16 protein-coding genes are annotated in these 17,779 nt (G+C 60.0%); 13 read left to right on the plus strand and 3 right to left on the minus strand.

What is annotated here, in order from left to right:
* Nucleotides 1–170: 170 nt before the first annotated feature.
* Both argF and LIS66_RS21285 read left to right on the plus strand, forming a co-directional pair.
* On the plus strand, nucleotides 171–1,091 hold the full coding sequence (gene argF / locus LIS66_RS21280; protein ID WP_227972989.1) for an ornithine carbamoyltransferase: 921 nt from the start codon (nucleotides 171–173) through the stop codon (nucleotides 1,089–1,091).
* Complete coding sequence (locus LIS66_RS21285; RefSeq protein WP_042607371.1) at nucleotides 1,088–2,197, plus strand: ABC transporter ATP-binding protein; 1,110 nt, start codon at nucleotides 1,088–1,090, stop codon at nucleotides 2,195–2,197. Before argF ends, LIS66_RS21285 begins: the two co-directional genes overlap by 4 nt.
* Nucleotides 2,198–2,313: 116 nt before the next feature.
* Here LIS66_RS21285 and LIS66_RS21290 read toward each other — a convergent pair whose 3' ends face one another.
* Together LIS66_RS21290 and ybaK are read right to left on the minus strand one after the other, a co-directional pair.
* Nucleotides 2,314–3,096: a PhzF family phenazine biosynthesis protein gene (locus LIS66_RS21290; RefSeq protein WP_227972990.1), complete on the minus strand. Its 783-nt coding sequence runs from the start codon at nucleotides 3,094–3,096 to the stop codon at nucleotides 2,314–2,316.
* Between the two features lie 99 nt (nucleotides 3,097–3,195).
* A complete protein-coding gene (gene ybaK, locus LIS66_RS21295; protein ID WP_042607373.1) occupies nucleotides 3,196–3,666 on the minus strand; it encodes a Cys-tRNA(Pro) deacylase in 471 nt (156 codons plus the stop codon).
* A 351-nt stretch (nucleotides 3,667–4,017) separates the two neighbouring features.
* Here ybaK and LIS66_RS21300 point away from each other — a divergent pair, with 351 nt between their 5' ends.
* The 4 genes from LIS66_RS21300 to glpD all read left to right on the plus strand — a co-directional run bounded on the left by LIS66_RS21300 (nucleotide 4,018) and on the right by glpD (nucleotide 9,085).
* Nucleotides 4,018–4,869 carry an MIP/aquaporin family protein gene (locus tag LIS66_RS21300; RefSeq protein ID WP_042607374.1) on the plus strand — a complete coding sequence of 284 codons (852 nt, stop codon included), beginning with the start codon at nucleotides 4,018–4,020 and terminating at the stop codon, nucleotides 4,867–4,869.
* 77 nt (nucleotides 4,870–4,946) lie between these two features.
* Entirely contained in the window at nucleotides 4,947–6,449 is a 1,503-nt protein-coding gene (glpK, locus tag LIS66_RS21305; protein ID WP_042607375.1) for a glycerol kinase GlpK, read from the plus strand.
* Nucleotides 6,450–6,544: 95 nt separating this feature from the next.
* Nucleotides 6,545–7,300, plus strand: a complete 756-nt coding sequence (locus tag LIS66_RS21310) for a DeoR/GlpR family transcriptional regulator (protein ID WP_007953179.1) — start codon at nucleotides 6,545–6,547, stop codon at nucleotides 7,298–7,300.
* A 249-nt stretch (nucleotides 7,301–7,549) separates the two neighbouring features.
* On the plus strand, nucleotides 7,550–9,085 hold the full coding sequence (gene glpD / locus LIS66_RS21315) for a glycerol-3-phosphate dehydrogenase (RefSeq protein ID WP_116658504.1): 1,536 nt from the start codon (nucleotides 7,550–7,552) through the stop codon (nucleotides 9,083–9,085).
* A gap of 250 nt (nucleotides 9,086–9,335) precedes the next feature.
* Here glpD and LIS66_RS21320 read toward each other — a convergent pair whose 3' ends face one another.
* On the minus strand, nucleotides 9,336–10,223 hold the full coding sequence (locus tag LIS66_RS21320; protein ID WP_227974543.1) for a LysR family transcriptional regulator: 888 nt from the start codon (nucleotides 10,221–10,223) through the stop codon (nucleotides 9,336–9,338).
* Nucleotides 10,224–10,329: 106 nt separating this feature from the next.
* Between LIS66_RS21320 and LIS66_RS21325 the strand changes: the two genes are divergently transcribed.
* From LIS66_RS21325 to LIS66_RS21355, 7 genes are all read left to right on the plus strand, one after another.
* A complete protein-coding gene (locus LIS66_RS21325; protein WP_227972991.1) occupies nucleotides 10,330–11,682 on the plus strand; it encodes an MFS transporter in 1,353 nt (450 codons plus the stop codon).
* Nucleotides 11,679–12,089 (plus strand): DUF4440 domain-containing protein, encoded by a 411-nt coding sequence (locus LIS66_RS21330; protein ID WP_227972992.1) that lies wholly within the window; start codon nucleotides 11,679–11,681, stop codon nucleotides 12,087–12,089. Before LIS66_RS21325 ends, LIS66_RS21330 begins: the two co-directional genes overlap by 4 nt.
* 272 nt (nucleotides 12,090–12,361) lie before the next feature.
* Nucleotides 12,362–13,276: a glutamate/aspartate ABC transporter substrate-binding protein gene (locus LIS66_RS21335; RefSeq protein WP_042607378.1), complete on the plus strand. Its 915-nt coding sequence runs from the start codon at nucleotides 12,362–12,364 to the stop codon at nucleotides 13,274–13,276.
* A 200-nt stretch (nucleotides 13,277–13,476) separates the two neighbouring features.
* A complete protein-coding gene (locus LIS66_RS21340; protein WP_042607379.1) occupies nucleotides 13,477–14,223 on the plus strand; it encodes an amino acid ABC transporter permease in 747 nt (248 codons plus the stop codon).
* Nucleotides 14,223–14,894 (plus strand): amino acid ABC transporter permease, encoded by a 672-nt coding sequence (locus tag LIS66_RS21345; protein WP_016773391.1) that lies wholly within the window; start codon nucleotides 14,223–14,225, stop codon nucleotides 14,892–14,894. The genes LIS66_RS21340 and LIS66_RS21345 overlap by 1 nt, the downstream gene beginning before the upstream one ends.
* A complete protein-coding gene (locus LIS66_RS21350; RefSeq protein ID WP_016773390.1) occupies nucleotides 14,891–15,625 on the plus strand; it encodes an amino acid ABC transporter ATP-binding protein in 735 nt (244 codons plus the stop codon). The genes LIS66_RS21345 and LIS66_RS21350 overlap by 4 nt, the downstream gene beginning before the upstream one ends.
* Before the next feature lie 220 nt (nucleotides 15,626–15,845).
* The gene (locus tag LIS66_RS21355; protein WP_227972993.1) at nucleotides 15,846–17,747 is read left to right on the plus strand and encodes a sensor histidine kinase; all 1,902 of its coding nucleotides are present in this window, start codon (nucleotides 15,846–15,848) and stop codon (nucleotides 17,745–17,747) included.
* The last annotated feature ends 32 nt before the right edge of the window (nucleotides 17,748–17,779 follow it).

Raw genomic sequence — 17,779 nt, forward strand, 5'->3', positions numbered from 1 at the left:
CTCCGCATCCCGTTGAAACCGTAGCCTATTGGCGTAACGCGACATTTAATGTCAATATCGCGCCTTCCCCTATTTCGTCGCCCCGTGCGGCTTACGCCGCAGGTCTCGCCCGTTGTTCCGTTAAACAAGGCTTTGAGCATCTGCGGTCTGTAGCAAAAAGGTAGTCAATGATGAGCGCAAGGCACTTTCTCTCCCTGATGGATTGCACGCCCGAAGAGCTGGTCAGCGTGATCCGTCGAGGCGTTGAGCTCAAGGACCTGCGTAACCGCGGCGTACTGTTCGAGCCTTTGAAAAACCGCGTGCTGGGGATGATCTTCGAAAAATCCTCGACCCGCACCCGGATCTCCTTCGAGGCCGGCATGATCCAGCTCGGCGGCCAGGCGATCTTCCTGTCCCCGCGCGACACCCAACTGGGCCGTGGCGAGCCGATCAGCGACTGCGCCATCGTCATGTCGAGCATGCTCGATGCGGTGATGATCCGCACCTTCGCCCACAGCACCCTGACCGAATTCGCCGCCAACTCGCGCGTGCCGGTGATCAACGGCCTGTCCGATGATCTGCACCCGTGCCAGTTGCTTGCCGACATGCAGACCTTTCTTGAGCACCGTGGCTCGATCCAGGGCAAGACCGTGGCCTGGATCGGTGACGGCAACAACATGTGCAACAGCTATATAGAAGCGGCGATCCAGTTCGACTTCCAGCTGCGCGTCGCCTGTCCGGAAGGTTACGAGCCGAACCCTGAGTTTGTCGCCAGGGCCGGTGATCGCGTGACCATCGTCCGCGACCCGCAGGATGCCGCACGCGGCGCGCATCTGGTCAGTACCGACGTCTGGACTTCGATGGGTCAGGAAGAGGAAACTGCCAAGCGCCTCAAGCTGTTCGCGCCGTTCCAGGTCAACCGTGCCCTGCTCGACCTCGCTGCCGAGGACGTGCTGTTCATGCACTGCCTGCCGGCGCACCGTGGCGAAGAAATCAGTCTCGACCTGCTCGATGATCCGCGCTCAGTCGCTTGGGATCAGGCAGAAAACCGTCTCCACGCACAGAAGGCCCTGCTCGAGTTCCTCGTTGAACCGGCATATCACCACGCATGAGCCATGAATTACTGCTGAACCTGCGCAACCTCGCTTGCGGCTATCAAGATCAACGCGTGGTGCAGAACCTCAATCTGCACCTCAACGCCGGCGACATCGGCTGCCTGCTCGGCTCGTCCGGCTGCGGCAAGACCACCACCCTGCGCGCCATCGCCGGTTTCGAACCGGTGCATGAAGGCGAGATCACCCTGGGTGGCGAAACCCTCTCCAGTGCCGGTTTCACCCTGGCGCCGGAGAAACGCCGGATCGGCATGGTGTTTCAGGACTACGCGCTGTTTCCGCACCTGAGCGTGGCCGACAACATCGCCTTCGGCATTCGCAAGCACCTGCACAAGACGCGCGTGGTCGAAGAGCTGCTGGAACTGGTCAACCTGAAAAACCTCGGCAAGCGTTTTCCTCACGAATTGTCCGGCGGCCAGCAACAGCGCGTCGCCCTCGCCCGTGCGTTGGCGCCGGAGCCGCAACTGCTGCTGCTCGACGAGCCCTTCTCCAACCTCGATGGCGAACTGCGCCGCAAGCTCAGCCATGAGGTCCGCGACATTCTCAAGGCCCGGGGCACCAGTGCGATTCTGGTCACCCACGATCAGGAAGAAGCCTTTGCCGTCAGCGACCACGTTGGCGTATTCAAGGAAGGTCGGCTGGAACAATGGGACACGCCCTACAACCTTTATCACGAACCGGCGACGCCGTATGTCGCCAGCTTCATCGGTCAGGGTTACTTCATTCGCGGCCAGCTTGTCAGCCCGGAGTCGGTGCAGACCGAGCTGGGTGAACTGCGCGGTAATCGTGCTTACACCTGGCCGATAGGCGGCGCGGTGGATGTGTTGCTGCGCCCGGATGACATTGTCTATGCGCCGGACAGCGCATTGCAGGCGCAGATTGTCGGCAAGACGTTCCTCGGTGCGGCGACTTTGTACCGCCTGCAACTGCCGACTGGCGCCCAGCTGGAATCGATCTTCCCAAGCCATGCCGATCATCTGGTCGGCGCGCAGGTCGGGATTCGCGTAGCGGCGGATCACCTGGTGCTGTTCCAGGCTTCGGGCAGCACGGCGGCGCAGATCCCGGCGGTGGAAAACGGCGTGCGCCGATTCAGCACCAGCCTCTGATCGAACATATATTCCTGTAGGAGTGAGCCTGCTCGCGATAGCGGTTAATCAGTCGCCGAAGATGTTGACTGATAGACCGCTATCGCGAGCAGGCTCACTCCTACAAGGGATTGCGGTCAGCTCAGATGCAGGGTGCCGCTGGCCACCAACGTCGCTTTGCCACCAATTTTCACCCGCTCCCCTTCCAGCCGACAGAACAATTCACCGCCCCGCGCCGAGCGCTGGCACGCGGTCAGGTTCGATTTGCCCAGGCGCTTGGCCCAGTACGGAATCAGACTGCAGTGCGTCGAACCGGTCACCGGGTCCTCGTTGATGCCGATCGCCGGGGCGAAATAGCGGGAGACGAAGTCGTGCTGATTGCCGCGCGCAGTGACAATCGCGCCCAGCCACGGCAGTTTCGCCAGCGCAGCCATATCGGGTTTGCAGTCGAGCACGGCCTGTTCCGACTCCAGCACCACGAACAGTTCGTTCGAGCCCAACACGTCGACAGCCTCAACACCGAGTGCCCGCTCGACATCCAGCGTCACGCCGATTTCCGAAGGTACGATGGTCGGGAAATCCAGCCATAACCGGTCGCCCTCACGGCTGACACTCAGCGCACCAGACTTGCAAGTGAAGTCGATGCGCGCTGCACTTTCCTTATGGATTTCATACAGCACAAACGCGCTGGCCAACGTCGCATGCCCACAGAGTGGCACCTCAGTAGTCGGCGTGAACCAGCGGATATGCCAGGCCTGCCCTTCGCGCACCAGAAATGCGGTTTCCGCCAGATTGTGTTCGGCGGCGATCTTCTGCATCAAGTCATCGGCCAGCCAGCTGTCGAGCCGGTAGACCATCGCCGGGTTGCCACTGAACGGCCGATCACTGAACGCGTCGACCTGATGAAACGCAAGCTGCATGGCTTTCCCCCTGAATTGGTCGACCGAGCATGCAACGGCGGCCCGGATCAGTGCCAGTGACAGAAACGCAATTTTTTCTTCATACAGCGAGCGCTCTTGTTACGCCCGGCCGATATCGGCGAACGTCGCCTGGGTGTGCTCGGCCAATACTGCTGGCGCCAGTTCCACCTCCAGCCCTCGCCGCCCGGCACTCACATAGATAGTCGCAAAACCCTGAGCGGAATTATCGATGAAGGTGCGCAGGCGTTTCTTCTGCCCGAGCGGGCTGATACCGCCCAACAGATAGCCGGTCGAACGCTGCGCGGCGGCCGGGTCGGCCATTTCGGCTTTCTTCACTCCGGCGGCATGCGCGAGCCCCTTGAGGTCGAGCGTTCCGACGACCGGCACTACGGCGACCAGCAATTCGCCTTTCTCACTGGCGGCCAGCAGGGTCTTGAACACCTGCGCCGGTTCGAGCCCGAGCTTCTCCGCTGCCTCCAGCCCATAAGACGCGGCCTTCGGATCATGTTCGTAACTGTGCACGCGATGTTCGGCACGAACTTTTTTCAACAAGTCCAACGCAGGGGTCATGGCAGCTCCGGGTTCGGCAATCTCAGAAAAAACCTGCGGCCGATTCTAGGTCATCGTGGGTTAAAAGGCTCTATTCCAAGCCGCGATTCCCGTGGTCTGCAGGTCCATGCACCGGGGGAGCCGCACTGATCATTCATGCGGCGAATAGTTATATTGTGACTGACAGTTCACTTTCGACCTTTGACAGGTTTGTTTCTTGTCTATATTTTTTCGAATCTGAATAATGTAAGAATCATGCTCCGCGCAGTACCCAGCAGTAACCCGGGAAGCGAATGGGGATTCCGACCCGGTGAAGATCGCGCCTTGCTCCGTTGGCAAGGCGCCACACAAGAAAAAGAACCGAGGTTTTCAATGACAGCTGCTTTACCGCAACCTTCGCTTTCCGGCCAATGCATGGCCGAGTTTCTCGGCACCGCCCTACTGATCTTCTTCGGCACCGGTTGTGTCGCCGCGCTCAAAGTCGCGGGCGCCAGCTTCGGCCTGTGGGAAATCAGCATCATCTGGGGTGTCGGCGTGAGCATGGCGATCTACCTCACCGCCGGGGTATCCGGCGCGCACCTCAATCCGGCCGTGAGCATCGCTCTGGCAATCTTCGCCGACTTCGAAAAGCGCAAACTGCCGTTCTACATCCTCGCGCAAATTGCCGGCGCCTTCTGCGGCGCGCTGCTGGTCTACACGCTGTACAGCAACCTGTTCTTCGATTACGAACAAACCCACCAGATGGTTCGCGGTTCGGCCGCCAGTCTTGAACTGGCATCGGTGTTCTCCACTTACCCGAACCCGGTGCTGTCGACGGCTCAGGCCTTTCTGGTCGAGATGATCATCACCGCGATCCTGATGGGCGTGATCATGGCCCTGACCGATGACAACAACGGTCTGCCAAGAGGCCCGATGGCACCGCTGCTGATCGGCTTGCTGATTGCCGTGATCGGCAGTGCGATGGGCCCGCTGACCGGTTTTGCGATGAACCCGGCGCGTGACTTCGGTCCGAAACTGATGACTTTCTTTACCGGTTGGGGTGAAATTTCCTTCACTGGCGGTCGAGATATTCCGTATTTCCTGATTCCGATTTTTGCACCGATTGTCGGTGCCTGCCTCGGCGCTGCCGGGTATCGCGGGCTCATCGCCCGTCACCTGACCGGCGCCACACCTGCTACAAAGGATGCAGAACCGGCCATTGACGGCAAACCAAGAACTTCTTGAAACAGTCGGCGCCGGCTCCTGCCCATCCGAGCCTGCGCCATGGCCCACTCTCGTTTTTTTCGTCCAAGGCAATCGACATGACCGACATTCAGAACAAGAACTACATCATTGCCCTTGATCAGGGTACGACCAGCTCCCGCGCAATCATTTTCGACCGCGATGCGAACGTGGTCTGCACCGCCCAGCGCGAATTCGTTCAGCACTACCCGCAGGCCGGTTGGGTCGAGCACGACCCGATGGAAATCTTCGCCACTCAGAGCGCAGTGATGGTTGAGGCACTGGCCCAGGCCGGCCTGCATCACGACCAGGTGGCCGCGATCGGTATCACCAACCAGCGTGAAACCACCGTGGTCTGGGACAAGACCACCGGCCGTCCGGTGTACAACGCGATCGTCTGGCAGTGCCGCCGCAGCACCGAGATCTGCCAGCAGCTCAAGCGCGACGGCCACGAAGACTACATCCGTGACACCACCGGTCTGGTCACCGACCCGTACTTCTCCGGCACCAAACTGAAGTGGATCCTCGACAACGTCGAAGGCAGCCGCGAGCGTGCACGCAATGGCGAGCTGCTGTTCGGCACCGTCGATAGCTGGCTGATCTGGAAATTCACCGGCGGCAAGGTACACGTCACCGACTACACCAACGCCTCGCGCACCATGCTCTTCAACATTCACTCGCTGGAGTGGGATTCGAAGATGCTGGAGATTCTCGACATCCCGCGCGAGATGCTCCCGGAAGTCAAAGCCTCTTCGGAAATCTACGGTCGCACCAAGAGCGGCATCGCCATCGGCGGTATTGCCGGCGACCAGCAAGCGGCACTGTTCGGGCAGATGTGCGTCGAGCCGGGCCAGGCGAAAAACACTTACGGCACCGGTTGCTTCCTGCTGATGAACACCGGCGACAAAGCGGTGAAATCCCAGCACGGCATGCTCACCACCATCGCTTGCGGCCCGCGCGGCGAAGTTGCCTATGCTCTGGAAGGTGCAGTGTTCAACGGCGGTTCGACCGTGCAATGGCTGCGCGATGAACTGAAAATCGTCAACGACGCCCACGACACCGAATACTTCGCCAACAAGGTCAAGGACAGCAACGGCGTCTATCTGGTGCCGGCGTTCACTGGTCTCGGCGCACCGTACTGGGACCCGTATGCCCGAGGCGCGCTGTTCGGCCTGACTCGCGGCGTGCGCGTGGATCACATCATCCGCGCCGCGCTGGAATCGATTGCCTACCAGACCCGCGATGTACTCGACGCCATGCAACAGGACTCCGGCGAACGCCTCAAGGCCCTGCGTGTAGACGGCGGCGCGGTGGCGAACAACTTCCTCATGCAGTTCCAGGCCGACATCCTCGGCACCCAGGTCGAACGCCCGCAAATGCGCGAAACCACTGCACTGGGCGCCGCTTACCTGGCCGGTCTGGCCTGCGGTTTCTGGGGCAGCCTGGAAGAGCTGCGCGGCAAAGCGGTGATCGAGCGCGAGTTCGAACCGAGCCTTGATGAAGTCGAGAAAGAGAAACTCTACAAAGGCTGGAAAAAAGCCGTCAGCCGTACCCGTGACTGGGCGCGTGAGGACGCTGAATAAGCCACGCTGAGGACTGACTAAAGCTGGAAACTGGTAGGGAGCAGATTCCTGCGGCATCATGGGCAAATTTTGCTTGGCAGCCCAAAGGAAGCCCCATGAATCTGCCTCCCCGTCAGCAGCAAATCCTCGAGCTGGTCCGCGAACGCGGCTATGTGAGCATCGAGGAGATGGCCACGCTGTTCGTTGTCACCCCGCAAACCATCCGCCGCGATATCAATCAGCTCGCGGAAGCCAACCTGCTGCGTCGCTACCACGGCGGCGCCGCTTACGATTCCAGCGTTGAAAACACTGCTTACGCGATGCGCGCCGATCAGATGCGCGACGAAAAGCAACGCATCGGCGAAGCCATCGCCGCACAGATCCCCGATCACGCCTCGCTGTTCATCAACATCGGCACCACCACCGAATCGATCGCCCGCGCCCTGCTCAATCACAGTCACTTGAAAATCATCACCAACAACCTGCACGTCGCCTCGATGCTCAGCGCCAAGGATGATTTCGATGTGCTGTTGACCGGCGGTAACGTGCGGCGTGACGGCGGTGTGGTCGGTCAGGCGAGCGTGGACTTCATCAACCAGTTCAAGGTCGATTTCGCCCTGGTCGGCATCAGCGGGATCGATGAGGACGGCAGCCTGCTCGACTTCGATTATCAGGAAGTGCGGGTGAGCCAGGCGATCATTGCCAACGCGCGGCAGGTGATTCTCGCGGCGGACTCGAGCAAGTTCGGGCGCAACGCGATGATCCGACTGGGGCCGATCAGCCTGATCGATTGCCTGGTCACCGATCAGCAGCCGGTACCGGCGCTGGCGCAGTTGCTGAGCCAGCACAAGATTCGTCTGGAAGTCGTTTAACGCTTCCAGGCATCAAAAGATCGCAGCCTTCGGCAGCTCCTACATCTGGAATGCATTCCTCCTGTAGGAGCTGCTGAAGGCTGCGATCTTTTGCTTTTAATGTTCGGATATTTTCCTTTCTCAGCCCTTCGATGAGTTTTTTCAATCGAACGTGACTGGCTGTGCGCGTCTTTATGGGCTAACATTTTCGCAAATGAACATTAATGTTCGATTTCCAAGACATAAAACCAAAAGAACCGAGGCCAGCCGATGTCCACCTCTACCTTGCGTACGCCCCCTCTCTCCGAGATCTATGACGTTGCCGTGATCGGCGGCGGGATCAATGGCGTGGGGATCGCAGCGGATGCCGCCGGTCGCGGTCTTTCGGTGTTCCTTTGCGAAAAAGATGACCTGGCCAGCCACACCTCGTCGGCCAGCAGCAAGCTGATCCACGGTGGCTTGCGCTATCTCGAACATTACGAATTCCGTCTGGTGCGCGAAGCGCTGGCCGAGCGCGAAGTGCTTCTGGCCAAGGCGCCGCACATCGTCAAACCCATGCGTTTCGTCCTGCCGCACCGCCCGCACCTGCGTCCGGCGTGGATGATTCGTGCCGGCCTGTTCCTGTATGACAACCTCGGCAAGCGCGAAAAACTGCCAGGTTCGAAAAGCCTGAAGTTTGGCGCCGACAGCGCACTGAAAAGCGAAATCAAGAACGGCTTCGAATACTCCGACTGCTGGGTCGACGATGCCCGCCTCGTGGTCCTGAACGCCATGGCTGCACGCGAGAAAGGCGCCCATGTGCACACCCAGACCCGCTGCGTCAGCGCCCGCCGCACCAAGGGCCTGTGGCATCTGCATCTGGAGCGCGCCGACGGCAGCCTGTTTTCGATTACCGCCAAAGCGTTGGTCAATGCTGCCGGCCCATGGGTCGCCAAGTTCATTCGTGACGACCTGAAAATGGAATCGCCGTACGGCATCCGTTTGATTCAGGGCAGCCACGTCATCGTGCCGAAACTGTACGAAGGCGAGCACGCGCACATTCTGCAAAACGAAGATCAGCGCATCGTCTTCACCATTCCGTACCTGAACCACTTCACCCTGATCGGTACCACCGACCGTGAGTACACCGGCGACCCGGCGAAAGTGGCGATCACCGAAGGCGAAACCGATTACCTGCTGAAAGTGGTCAACGCCCACTTCAAGAAGCAAGTCAGCCGCGAAGACATCCTGCACAGCTACTCGGGTGTACGTCCGCTGTGCAACGACGAATCCGACAACCCGTCCGCCGTCACCCGCGATTACACCTTGGCGCTGTCGGGCAACGCTGAAGAAGCGCCGCTGCTGTCGGTGTTTGGCGGCAAGCTGACTACCTATCGCAAACTCGCCGAGTCGGCGATGGCGCAGTTGATGCCGTTCTTCACCCAGATGCGCCCGAGCTGGACGGCCACTGCCACCCTGCCCGGCGGCGAAGACATGACCACGCCCGAAGCCCTGAGCGCGCGGATCCGCGACAAGTTCGATTTTGTCCCGACGGAAATCGCCCGGCGCTGGGCCGTCACCTACGGCAGCCGCACCTGGCGCATGCTCGAAGGTGTGGAAAGCCTGGCTGACATGGGCGAGCACATCGGCGGCGGGCTCTACACTCGCGAAGTCGATTACCTGTGCAGCGAAGAGTGGGCGACCACGGCGCATGACATTCTGTGGCGCCGTACCAAGCTTGGATTGTTCACCACACCGGACGAGCAGCAGAAGCTGGCGACGTATCTGGGCAAGGTTGAGCAGAACCGCAAGATCGAGGCGGCTTGATCTTCGCCCCATCGCTTGAACGAAAGCCCCTGAATTGTGAGATTCAGGGGCTTTTTGTTGTCCCCGCAAGATCCAGCCCCCCTCACCCCAGCCCTCTCCCCCCAAGGGGGGCGAGGGGGAACGGGAGCAGATCTTCATGCTTTTCATGACCTGAGTTCGGCTCGACATTTCAGGTCGGCGAAGCTCGCAAGAACAACTCGGTCAGTCCCCTCTCCCTCCGGGAGAGGGTCAGGGTGAGGGGCTTTTGATTTCAGCGCCCCAGATGTGCCACTAGAAAATCGATAAACACCCGCGATTTCTGCGGCAGATGCGGCATATCAGGAAACACCAGGCTGATCGGCTGTGACGGCAGCGAGTATTCCGGCAACACGCGCACCAGATGCCCGCAGGCCATATCGTCTTCAACCATCCACGCCGGCAACACCGACACGCCCAGCGACGACAAGGTCATCGAACGAATCGCCGTCGAGGAATTTGACTGGAATTGACGCGTGCCATTGACCTCGACCCCCTCCCCCACACCATCGCGTAAAACCCACTGCGTCGGCGCCAGCAAATTGCTGTTGGCGATCCACGGTGCGGCATCGAGATCCTGAGGCGTTTTTACCGGATGGCGGGCCAGAAACCCTTCAGTCGCCACCAGCACAATTTCATACTCCGCCAGTTTCCGGCTCTTGAAAGCCGAGTCTGCCAGGTTGCCCAGGCGAACCACCAGATCCAGCCGTTCGGCGAGCAGATCGTTGAGCGAAGAGTTGAAGTCGTAGCACAGGCGGATGTCCGGATAGCGCTCGGCGAATAACGGAATCAGCGGCAGGATGAATCGCTCGCCGTATTCACTGGTGGAGCTGATCCGCAACGTGCCCGAAACGCGGTTTGTGCCGTGCATCACCCTGTCGAAGGCAGTGTCGATATCGGCAACGATGGTTTTGAATTCGTTGTAAAAGCTTTGCCCGGCCTCGGTCAGAGACACAGCACGACTGTTGCGCATCAGCAGCGTTGTAGACAACGCCGCTTCCAGCGCCTTGATGTGCAGGCTGACCATCGCCCGGCTGAGGTTGAGATGGCTGGCAGCCTTGGTGAACGAACCCAGTTCGGCGATCGCCAGAAACGTCTGTACCCGGTTCAAGTGCGTATGCAGGGCGCCCTGCGTCACGGTTCAATCCCTTCAAACATTGTGTTCAGCCCCAGTGCATCGACGGCCGGAGTCTATCGCCCCTATGCTTGACGACAAAGGGGAAAACACCATGAGTTACCGCTATAAAGTCGCGTCGGTTTTCCTGCTCGGCTTCTTTATCGACTGCATCAACATCTTCATGTCGGCAGTGGCGCTGCCCAGTCTGTCGGCAACATTGCACGTCAACAGCTCAGCGGTGGCATGGGTTGGCAATGCTTACATTCTCGGCCTGACGCTGATCGTTCCGGTGAGCACCTGGCTGGCCGCACGCTGGGGCAGCCGCGAAATCCTCACGGCCTCGATGTTGCTGTTTGCAGCAGCGGTATGGCTGTGCGGCCAGGCCGACAGCTTCGAGGAACTGGTGATCTGGCGCTTCATCCAGGGCATCGGCGGCGGCCTGCTGATTCCGGTCGGGCAAGCGCTGGCATTCAATCTTTTCCAGGGTGAGCAACGGGCGAGAATATCCACGCTGGTGATGGCCGTCGCACTGCTCGCACCAGCGATTTCGCCCACCGTGGGCGGCGTCATTGTTGACATCAGTTCCTGGCGCTGGGTGTTCTACAGCAACATCCCGTTTTCGCTGCTTGCCGCCGGATTGTCCTGGTTGTGGATCAGGGAAAGCCGCCCCGCCAGACTTCAACGCCCGGATATCAAAGGCCTGTTGCTGGTCAGCGCGGCGCTCGCCAGTCTGCTGATGGGGATGTCGCTGTACGGCGGCGACTATCCGCCATGGGCAGCGCTGGGTTTTGTCATGGCGGGGCTGATATTCATCGCGCTGTATCTGCTGCACTACCGCCGCTGCAACAACCCGATCATCGACTTGAGCCTGCTCAGAAGCAGAAAACTCAGCACGTCGATTTTCATCTATTACGCGATTCCGGGCGTGTTCACCGGGGTCAACCTGATGAGCATTTTCTACCTGCAGAGCACCCTGCACTTCAGCGCCCGGCTGACCGGAATGTTCATGCTCCTCTACGCCATCGGCGCGTTCATTGCGATGACGATTGGCGGCCGGGTCTACAACCGGGTTGGCGCCAGGCGCCTGTTTACCCTCGGCATGCTGTTGCACAGTGGCGGCATTGCCACGCTGGTGCTGGTCAGTGCGCCAGGTGATCTGTGGATCATCGTGATCGCTTACAGCCTGATGGGCATCGGTGGTGGCATCGGTGCCAATACCGCGCAGACCACCTCCATGATGGACTTCGCCGACGGCGATATGCACAAGGCCAGTGTCATCTGGAACATCAATCGCCAGATGTCTTTCAGCCTCGGCGCCGCACTGTTTCTGATGATCTTCAACGTGCTGCTCCAGCGGCTCGACACCACGCCGGCCTATCACCTGACGTTCGCGATTGCAGCGCTGATCGGGCTTTTCCCGCTGCTGCAGATGCATCAACTTTCCCCTGCAAAGGAACGCCCATGACAAACGATCCCATCGAACAGGCCGAACACAGTATTCATCACGTCCACGAACTGATCCTTCGGGTGTTCACCGATGCCGACGGCATGGGCGCCGCGAGCATCGAGCCGTTGATGCAGGCATTTGCCGAAGATTTCAGCATGCTCGGTATCTCGGCGATTCCGTTGGACCGGCCCGAAGTCGAGCAACTGTTCAGGGGTGCCGTGGGCGCCAGAAAGGGACTCGATATCGAGATCAGTGATTTGCACACGCTATGGCAGCAGGACGACAGGCTCGCCGTGAGCTACGTAGAAACCCATCGCCTGGACGGCGCTGAACACTCGCGGGCGTCGGTGGCGATCCTGAGCGCGCAGCCAGCCGGGGTGAAGTGGCTGTATTTGCATGAAACGCCGCTGAGCCGGGAAGCCTGAGACCGCGAGTTACAAGCATTCGGTTTTCCGAACGCGACTCCTCAGTCGGTTCGGTTAACCGGATCAGCGCCCCATCAAATTGCCGCCACAAAAGTTTAATAACGTTATAAAACAAGGCATTAACCAATGGCGCCTGCTCTGGCACGAGTCATGCTCTACACTCTCTCGACGAATGCCTGTTGTGCCAACACTTCAGGAGCCGTCAGGCATTCGAAGCACAAAAAGGGCCGACAAACTGGCTCCATAAAAAAAACAAAGTCGAGGAAAATTTGATGCGCATCGTTCCCCATATCCTGGGCGCAGCCATTGCTGCCGCTCTGATCAGCACGCCAGTTTTCGCCGCCGAGCTCACCGGCACCCTGAAGAAGATCAAAGAGTCCGGTGTCATCACCCTTGGCCACCGTGACGCCTCCATCCCGTTCTCCTACATCGCTGATGCGTCCGGCAAGCCGGTCGGCTACTCGCACGATATCCAGCTGGCCATCGTCGAAGCGATCAAGAAAGACCTCGACCTGCCGAACCTGCAAGTCAAATACAACCTCGTCACCTCGCAGACCCGTATCCCGCTGGTGCAGAACGGCACCGTGGACGTCGAGTGCGGTTCGACCACCAACAACGTCGAGCGTCAGCAGCAGGTCGACTTCTCCGTCGGCATCTTCGAAATCGGTACCCGTCTTCTGTCCAAGAAAGACTCCAAGTACAAGGATTTCGACGATCTGAAAGGCAAGAACGTCGTGACCACCGCCGGCACCACCTCCGAGCGCATCCTCAAGGCGATGAACGCCGACAAGCAGATGGGCATGAACGTCATCTCCGCCAAAGACCACGGCGAGTCCTTCCAGATGCTGGAGTCGGGCCGTGCCGTTGCGTTCATGATGGACGACGCCCTGCTCGCCGGCGAAGCGGCCAAGGCCAAGAAAGCCACCGATTGGGAAGTGACCGGCACGCCACAGTCGTATGAAATCTACGGCTGCATGGTGCGCAAGGGTGATGCGCCGTTCAAAAAGGCTGTGGATGACGCGATCGTCGCCACCTATAAATCGGGCGAGATCAACAAGATCTACGACAAGTGGTTCATGGCGCCAATCCCGCCAAAAGGTCTGAACCTGAACTTCCCGATGAGCGACGAGCTCAAGGCGCTGATCGCCACTCCGACCGACAAAGCGGCTGACGACAAAAAGTCCTGATTTTCTGACTAACCTTATCCCCTGAGGAGGCGCCTGCCTTTTCAGGGGATGGTCACTCCCTGCTGGCATTTTTCTGGAAACACTCGAACCGGTGGCTGTCGAGCCGATCGCGTGTGCCCGGTCTTTGAAAAAAGACTGGGGAGGGAACGGAGTTCCCCAGGCGGGCACTTGTACATCGATCGAATCGAGGGGAGACCCTAATGAATTACAACTGGGACTGGGGCGTGTTCTTCAAGTCCACCGGCGTGGGCAGCGAGACCTATCTCGACTGGTTCATCTCCGGTCTGGGCTGGACCATCGCCATCGCCGTCGTGGCGTGGATCATCGCCCTGCTGCTCGGCTCGCTGCTGGGCATCATGCGCACCGTGCCGAACCGCATCGTATCCGGCATTGCGACCTGCTACGTCGAGCTGTTCCGTAACGTGCCGCTGCTGGTGCAGCTGTTCATCTGGTACTTCCTGGTACCCGATCTGCTGCCGGCGGATCTGCAGGAGTGGTACAAGCAGGACCTCAACCCGACCACTTCGGCCTACCTGAGCGTGGTCGTCTGCCTCGGCCTGTTCACCGCCGCCCGTGTCTGCGAGCAAGTGCGCACCGGTATCCAGGCGTTGCCCCGTGGCCAGGAATCCGCCGCCCGCGCGATGGGTTTCAAATTGCCGCAGATCTACTGGAACGTGCTGCTGCCCCAGGCCTACCGGATCATCATTCCGCCGCTCACCTCGGAATTCCTCAACGTGTTCAAGAACTCCTCCGTGGCGTCCCTGATCGGTTTGATGGAATTGCTGGCGCAGACCAAACAGACCGCCGAATTCTCGGCCAACCTGTTCGAAGCGTTCACTTTGGCGACGCTGATCTATTTCACCCTCAACATGAGCCTGATGCTGCTGATGCGCCTGGTCGAGAAGAAAGTCGCGGTTCCCGGCCTGATCTCCGTAGGGGGTAAATAATGGAATTCGATTTCAGTGGCATCGTCCCGGCCATTCCCGGTTTGTGGAACGGCATGGTGATGACCCTCAAGCTGATGGCCATGGGCGTGATCGGCGGGATGATTCTCGGCACGATCCTCGCGCTGTGCCGTCTGTCGCACAACAAGTTGCTGTCGAGCATCGCTGGCGCCTACGTCAACTATTTCCGCTCGATTCCGCTGCTGCTGGTGATCACCTGGTTCTACCTGGCGGTGCCGTTCGTGCTGCGCTGGATCACTGGCGAAGACACGCCGATCGGTGCGTTCACCTCCTGCGTCGTGGCATTCATGATGTTCGAAGCGGCGTACTTCTGCGAAATCGTCCGTGCCGGTGTGCAGTCGATTTCCAAGGGCCAGATGGGTGCTGCACAAGCACTCGGCATGAACTACGGACAGATGATGCGCCTGATCATCCTGCCGCAGGCGTTCCGCAAGATGACCCCGCTGTTGCTGCAGCAGAGCATCATCCTGTTCCAGGACACCTCGCTGGTCTACACCGTGGGCCTGGTGGATTTCCTCAACGCCTCGCGCGCCAGCGGCGACATCATCGGCCGCTCCAATGAGTTCCTGATTTTCGCCGGTCTCGTGTACTTCATCATCAGCTTCGCCGCCTCGCGGTTGGTCAAGCGTCTGCAGAAAAGGTTCGCCGTATGATCTCTATCAAAAACATCAACAAGTGGTATGGGGACTTCCAGGTGCTGACTGATTGCAGCACCGAGGTCAAGAAAGGCGAAGTAATCGTGGTCTGCGGCCCGTCGGGTTCCGGCAAATCGACGCTGATCAAGTGCGTCAACGCCCTGGAGCCGTTCCAGAAAGGTGACGTGGTGGTTGACGGCACGTCGATCGCCGACCCGAAGACCAACCTGCCGAAACTGCGTTCGCGGGTCGGCATGGTGTTCCAGCATTTCGAACTGTTCCCGCACCTGACCATCACCGAAAACCTGACCATCGCGCAGATCAAGGTGCTCGGCCGCAGCAAGGAAGAGGCGACCAAGAAAGGCCTGCAACTGCTTGAGCGCGTCGGCCTGTCGGCGCACGCCCACAAGCATCCGGGGCAACTGTCCGGTGGTCAGCAACAGCGTGTGGCGATTGCCCGTGCGCTGGCGATGGACCCGATCGTCATGCTGTTCGACGAACCGACCTCGGCGCTCGACCCGGAAATGGTCAACGAAGTGCTCGACGTGATGGTGCAACTGGCCCACGAAGGCATGACCATGATGTGCGTGACCCACGAAATGGGCTTCGCCCGTAAAGTCGCCGATCGGGTGATCTTCATGGACCAGGGCAAGATCATCGAAGACTGCCCGAAAGAGGAATTCTTCGGCGACATCAGTGCCCGTTCCGAACGCGCGCAGCACTTCCTCGAGAAAATCCTGCAGCACTAACAGCACCACCGATCTGCCCTTTGTGGCGAGGGAGCTTGCTCCCGCTGGGTCGCGCTGCGGCCGCAAAACCTGCAAATTGCGTTGTATCCGACACAACGCATTCGCAGCGTTTACGACTGCTTCGCAGCCGAGCGGGAGCAAGCTCCCTCGCCACAGGTTCCAGGCTCGACCAAACCAGTGCGTCGTCCGCGGCAGCGCTGGTTGACCCAAGGCATCTGTGATGAAATGCGACCCCACTCTTTATCGCGCTGCAGAGCCATCACTTGCCGTGAAGCCCCGTCTGATCCGTCATCTGTTCCTGCCGCCGCTGATCATCGCCCTGATGGTCGGACTGGGTTTCATCGGCTTCTGGACCAGTGAACACTTCGGCATCCGCAGCCTCGGCGAGAACGGCCAGCGTCAGCTGGAACTGCATGCCCGTGCGGTCGAAAGTGAAATCAGCAAATACACCTACCTGCCCAGCCTGCTGGAACTCGAAACCAGCGTCCCGCAGTTGCTGGCCGACCCGACCCCGGAGCACCGGCAGACGGTCAATGATTACCTCGAAGGCCTGAACCGCCGTAGCCGCAGCCGCGCCATCTACGTGATGGACACCACTGGCCGGGTCATGGCCACCAGCAACTGGCGCGATGTCGACAGTTACCTGGGCGAAGACCTGTCCTTTCGCGCCTATTTCAAGGATGCCGTGCGCGGCCAGCCCGGGCGTTTCTACGGCATTGGCAGCACCAATGGCGAGCCCGGCTATTACCTGGCCCACGGCCTCGAAGAGCACGGCAAGATCATCGGCGTGGCGGTGGTCAAAGTGCGTCTGGAAGCCATGGAAGAGCGCTGGCAACGGGCGCGTCTGGAAGCGTTCGTCAGCGATGAAAACGGCATCATCATTCTCTCCAGTGACCCGGCCAGGCGGCTGAAATCGGTGATGCCGCTGAGCGACGAGGTCAAGGAAAAACTCGCCCGCAGCCTGCAGTACTACTGGTTCCCGCTCAACGAACTGCAACCGCTGGCCCGCGAGACGCTGGCCGAAGGCGTGGAGAAACTGACCTTCCCGGCCAACAGCGAATTGCAGCCCGACGAGGACGACATCAGCTATCTGGCGCAAACCCGACTACTGAGCGATACGCCGTGGAACTTCACCCTGCTCACGCCGTTGCAGGACCTGCGCCGTGAGGCGATCAATCAAGGGATTCTGGTGGCGGTGGCGTTTGCCCTGTTCGCCTTCCTGTTGATCGCCTGGAACGAGCGGCGCAAAGTCCTCGCCACCCGCCTCGCCGCCCGCGAAGCCTTGCAGGAAGCCAACAGCCAACTGGAGCGTCGGATTACCGAACGCACCGCCGACTTGCGCGCCAGCAACGAACGGCTCAAGAGTCAGATCCGCGAGCGTCGCCAGGCCGAAGAGACCTTGCGCCGTGCCCAGGATGAACTGGTGCAGGCCGGCAAACTCGCCGCCATCGGGCAGATGTCGACCAGCATCGCCCATGAATTGAACCAGCCGCTGGCAGCCATGCGCACGCTATCGGGCAACACCGTGCGCTTTCTCGAGCGCGGCCAGCTCGACGTCGCCAGCACCAATCTCAAGACCATCAATGATTTGATCGATCGCATGGGCCGGATCACCGCCAGCCTGCGCTCGTTTGCCCGGCGTGGAGACAACAAGGGCCAGGCCAGTCTCGGCAAAGCCGTCGATGCCGCGTTGCAAGTGCTGGGCGCGCGCGTGGAAAACACCGCGCTGCAGATTCACCGGCAGTTTTCCGAGGTGCAGTTGCTGATCGATCAGACCCGCCTCGAACAGATCCTCGTCAACCTGATCGGCAACGCTCTAGACGCCATGCACGCGCAACCGCAGCCGCAATTGTGGCTGGAGGGTGAAGAGTTCAACGGCAAGTATCGCCTGCGGGTGCGCGACAACGGCCATGGCATCGACGCCGAAGCGCGCAAGCATCTGTTCGAACCGTTCTTCACCACCAAACCCGGCGAGCAAGGCCTGGGACTGGGCCTGACCCTGTCCGCCAGCCTCGCCGCTGCCACCGGCGGGCATCTGGGTGTCGAACACCCGGCCGGCGGTGGCACCACCTTCGTCCTCAGTTTACCGTTGGTAAGCCCTCTTTCTGCCGAGCCAATATGAACCCCGAACTCAGTGTGCTGATTGTCGAAGAC

Origin of the sequence: Pseudomonas sp. HN2 (assembly GCF_020736465.1) — a bacterium.
In the GTDB taxonomy this organism is placed as follows: Bacteria; Pseudomonadota; Gammaproteobacteria; order Pseudomonadales; family Pseudomonadaceae; genus Aquipseudomonas; species Aquipseudomonas moraviensis_A.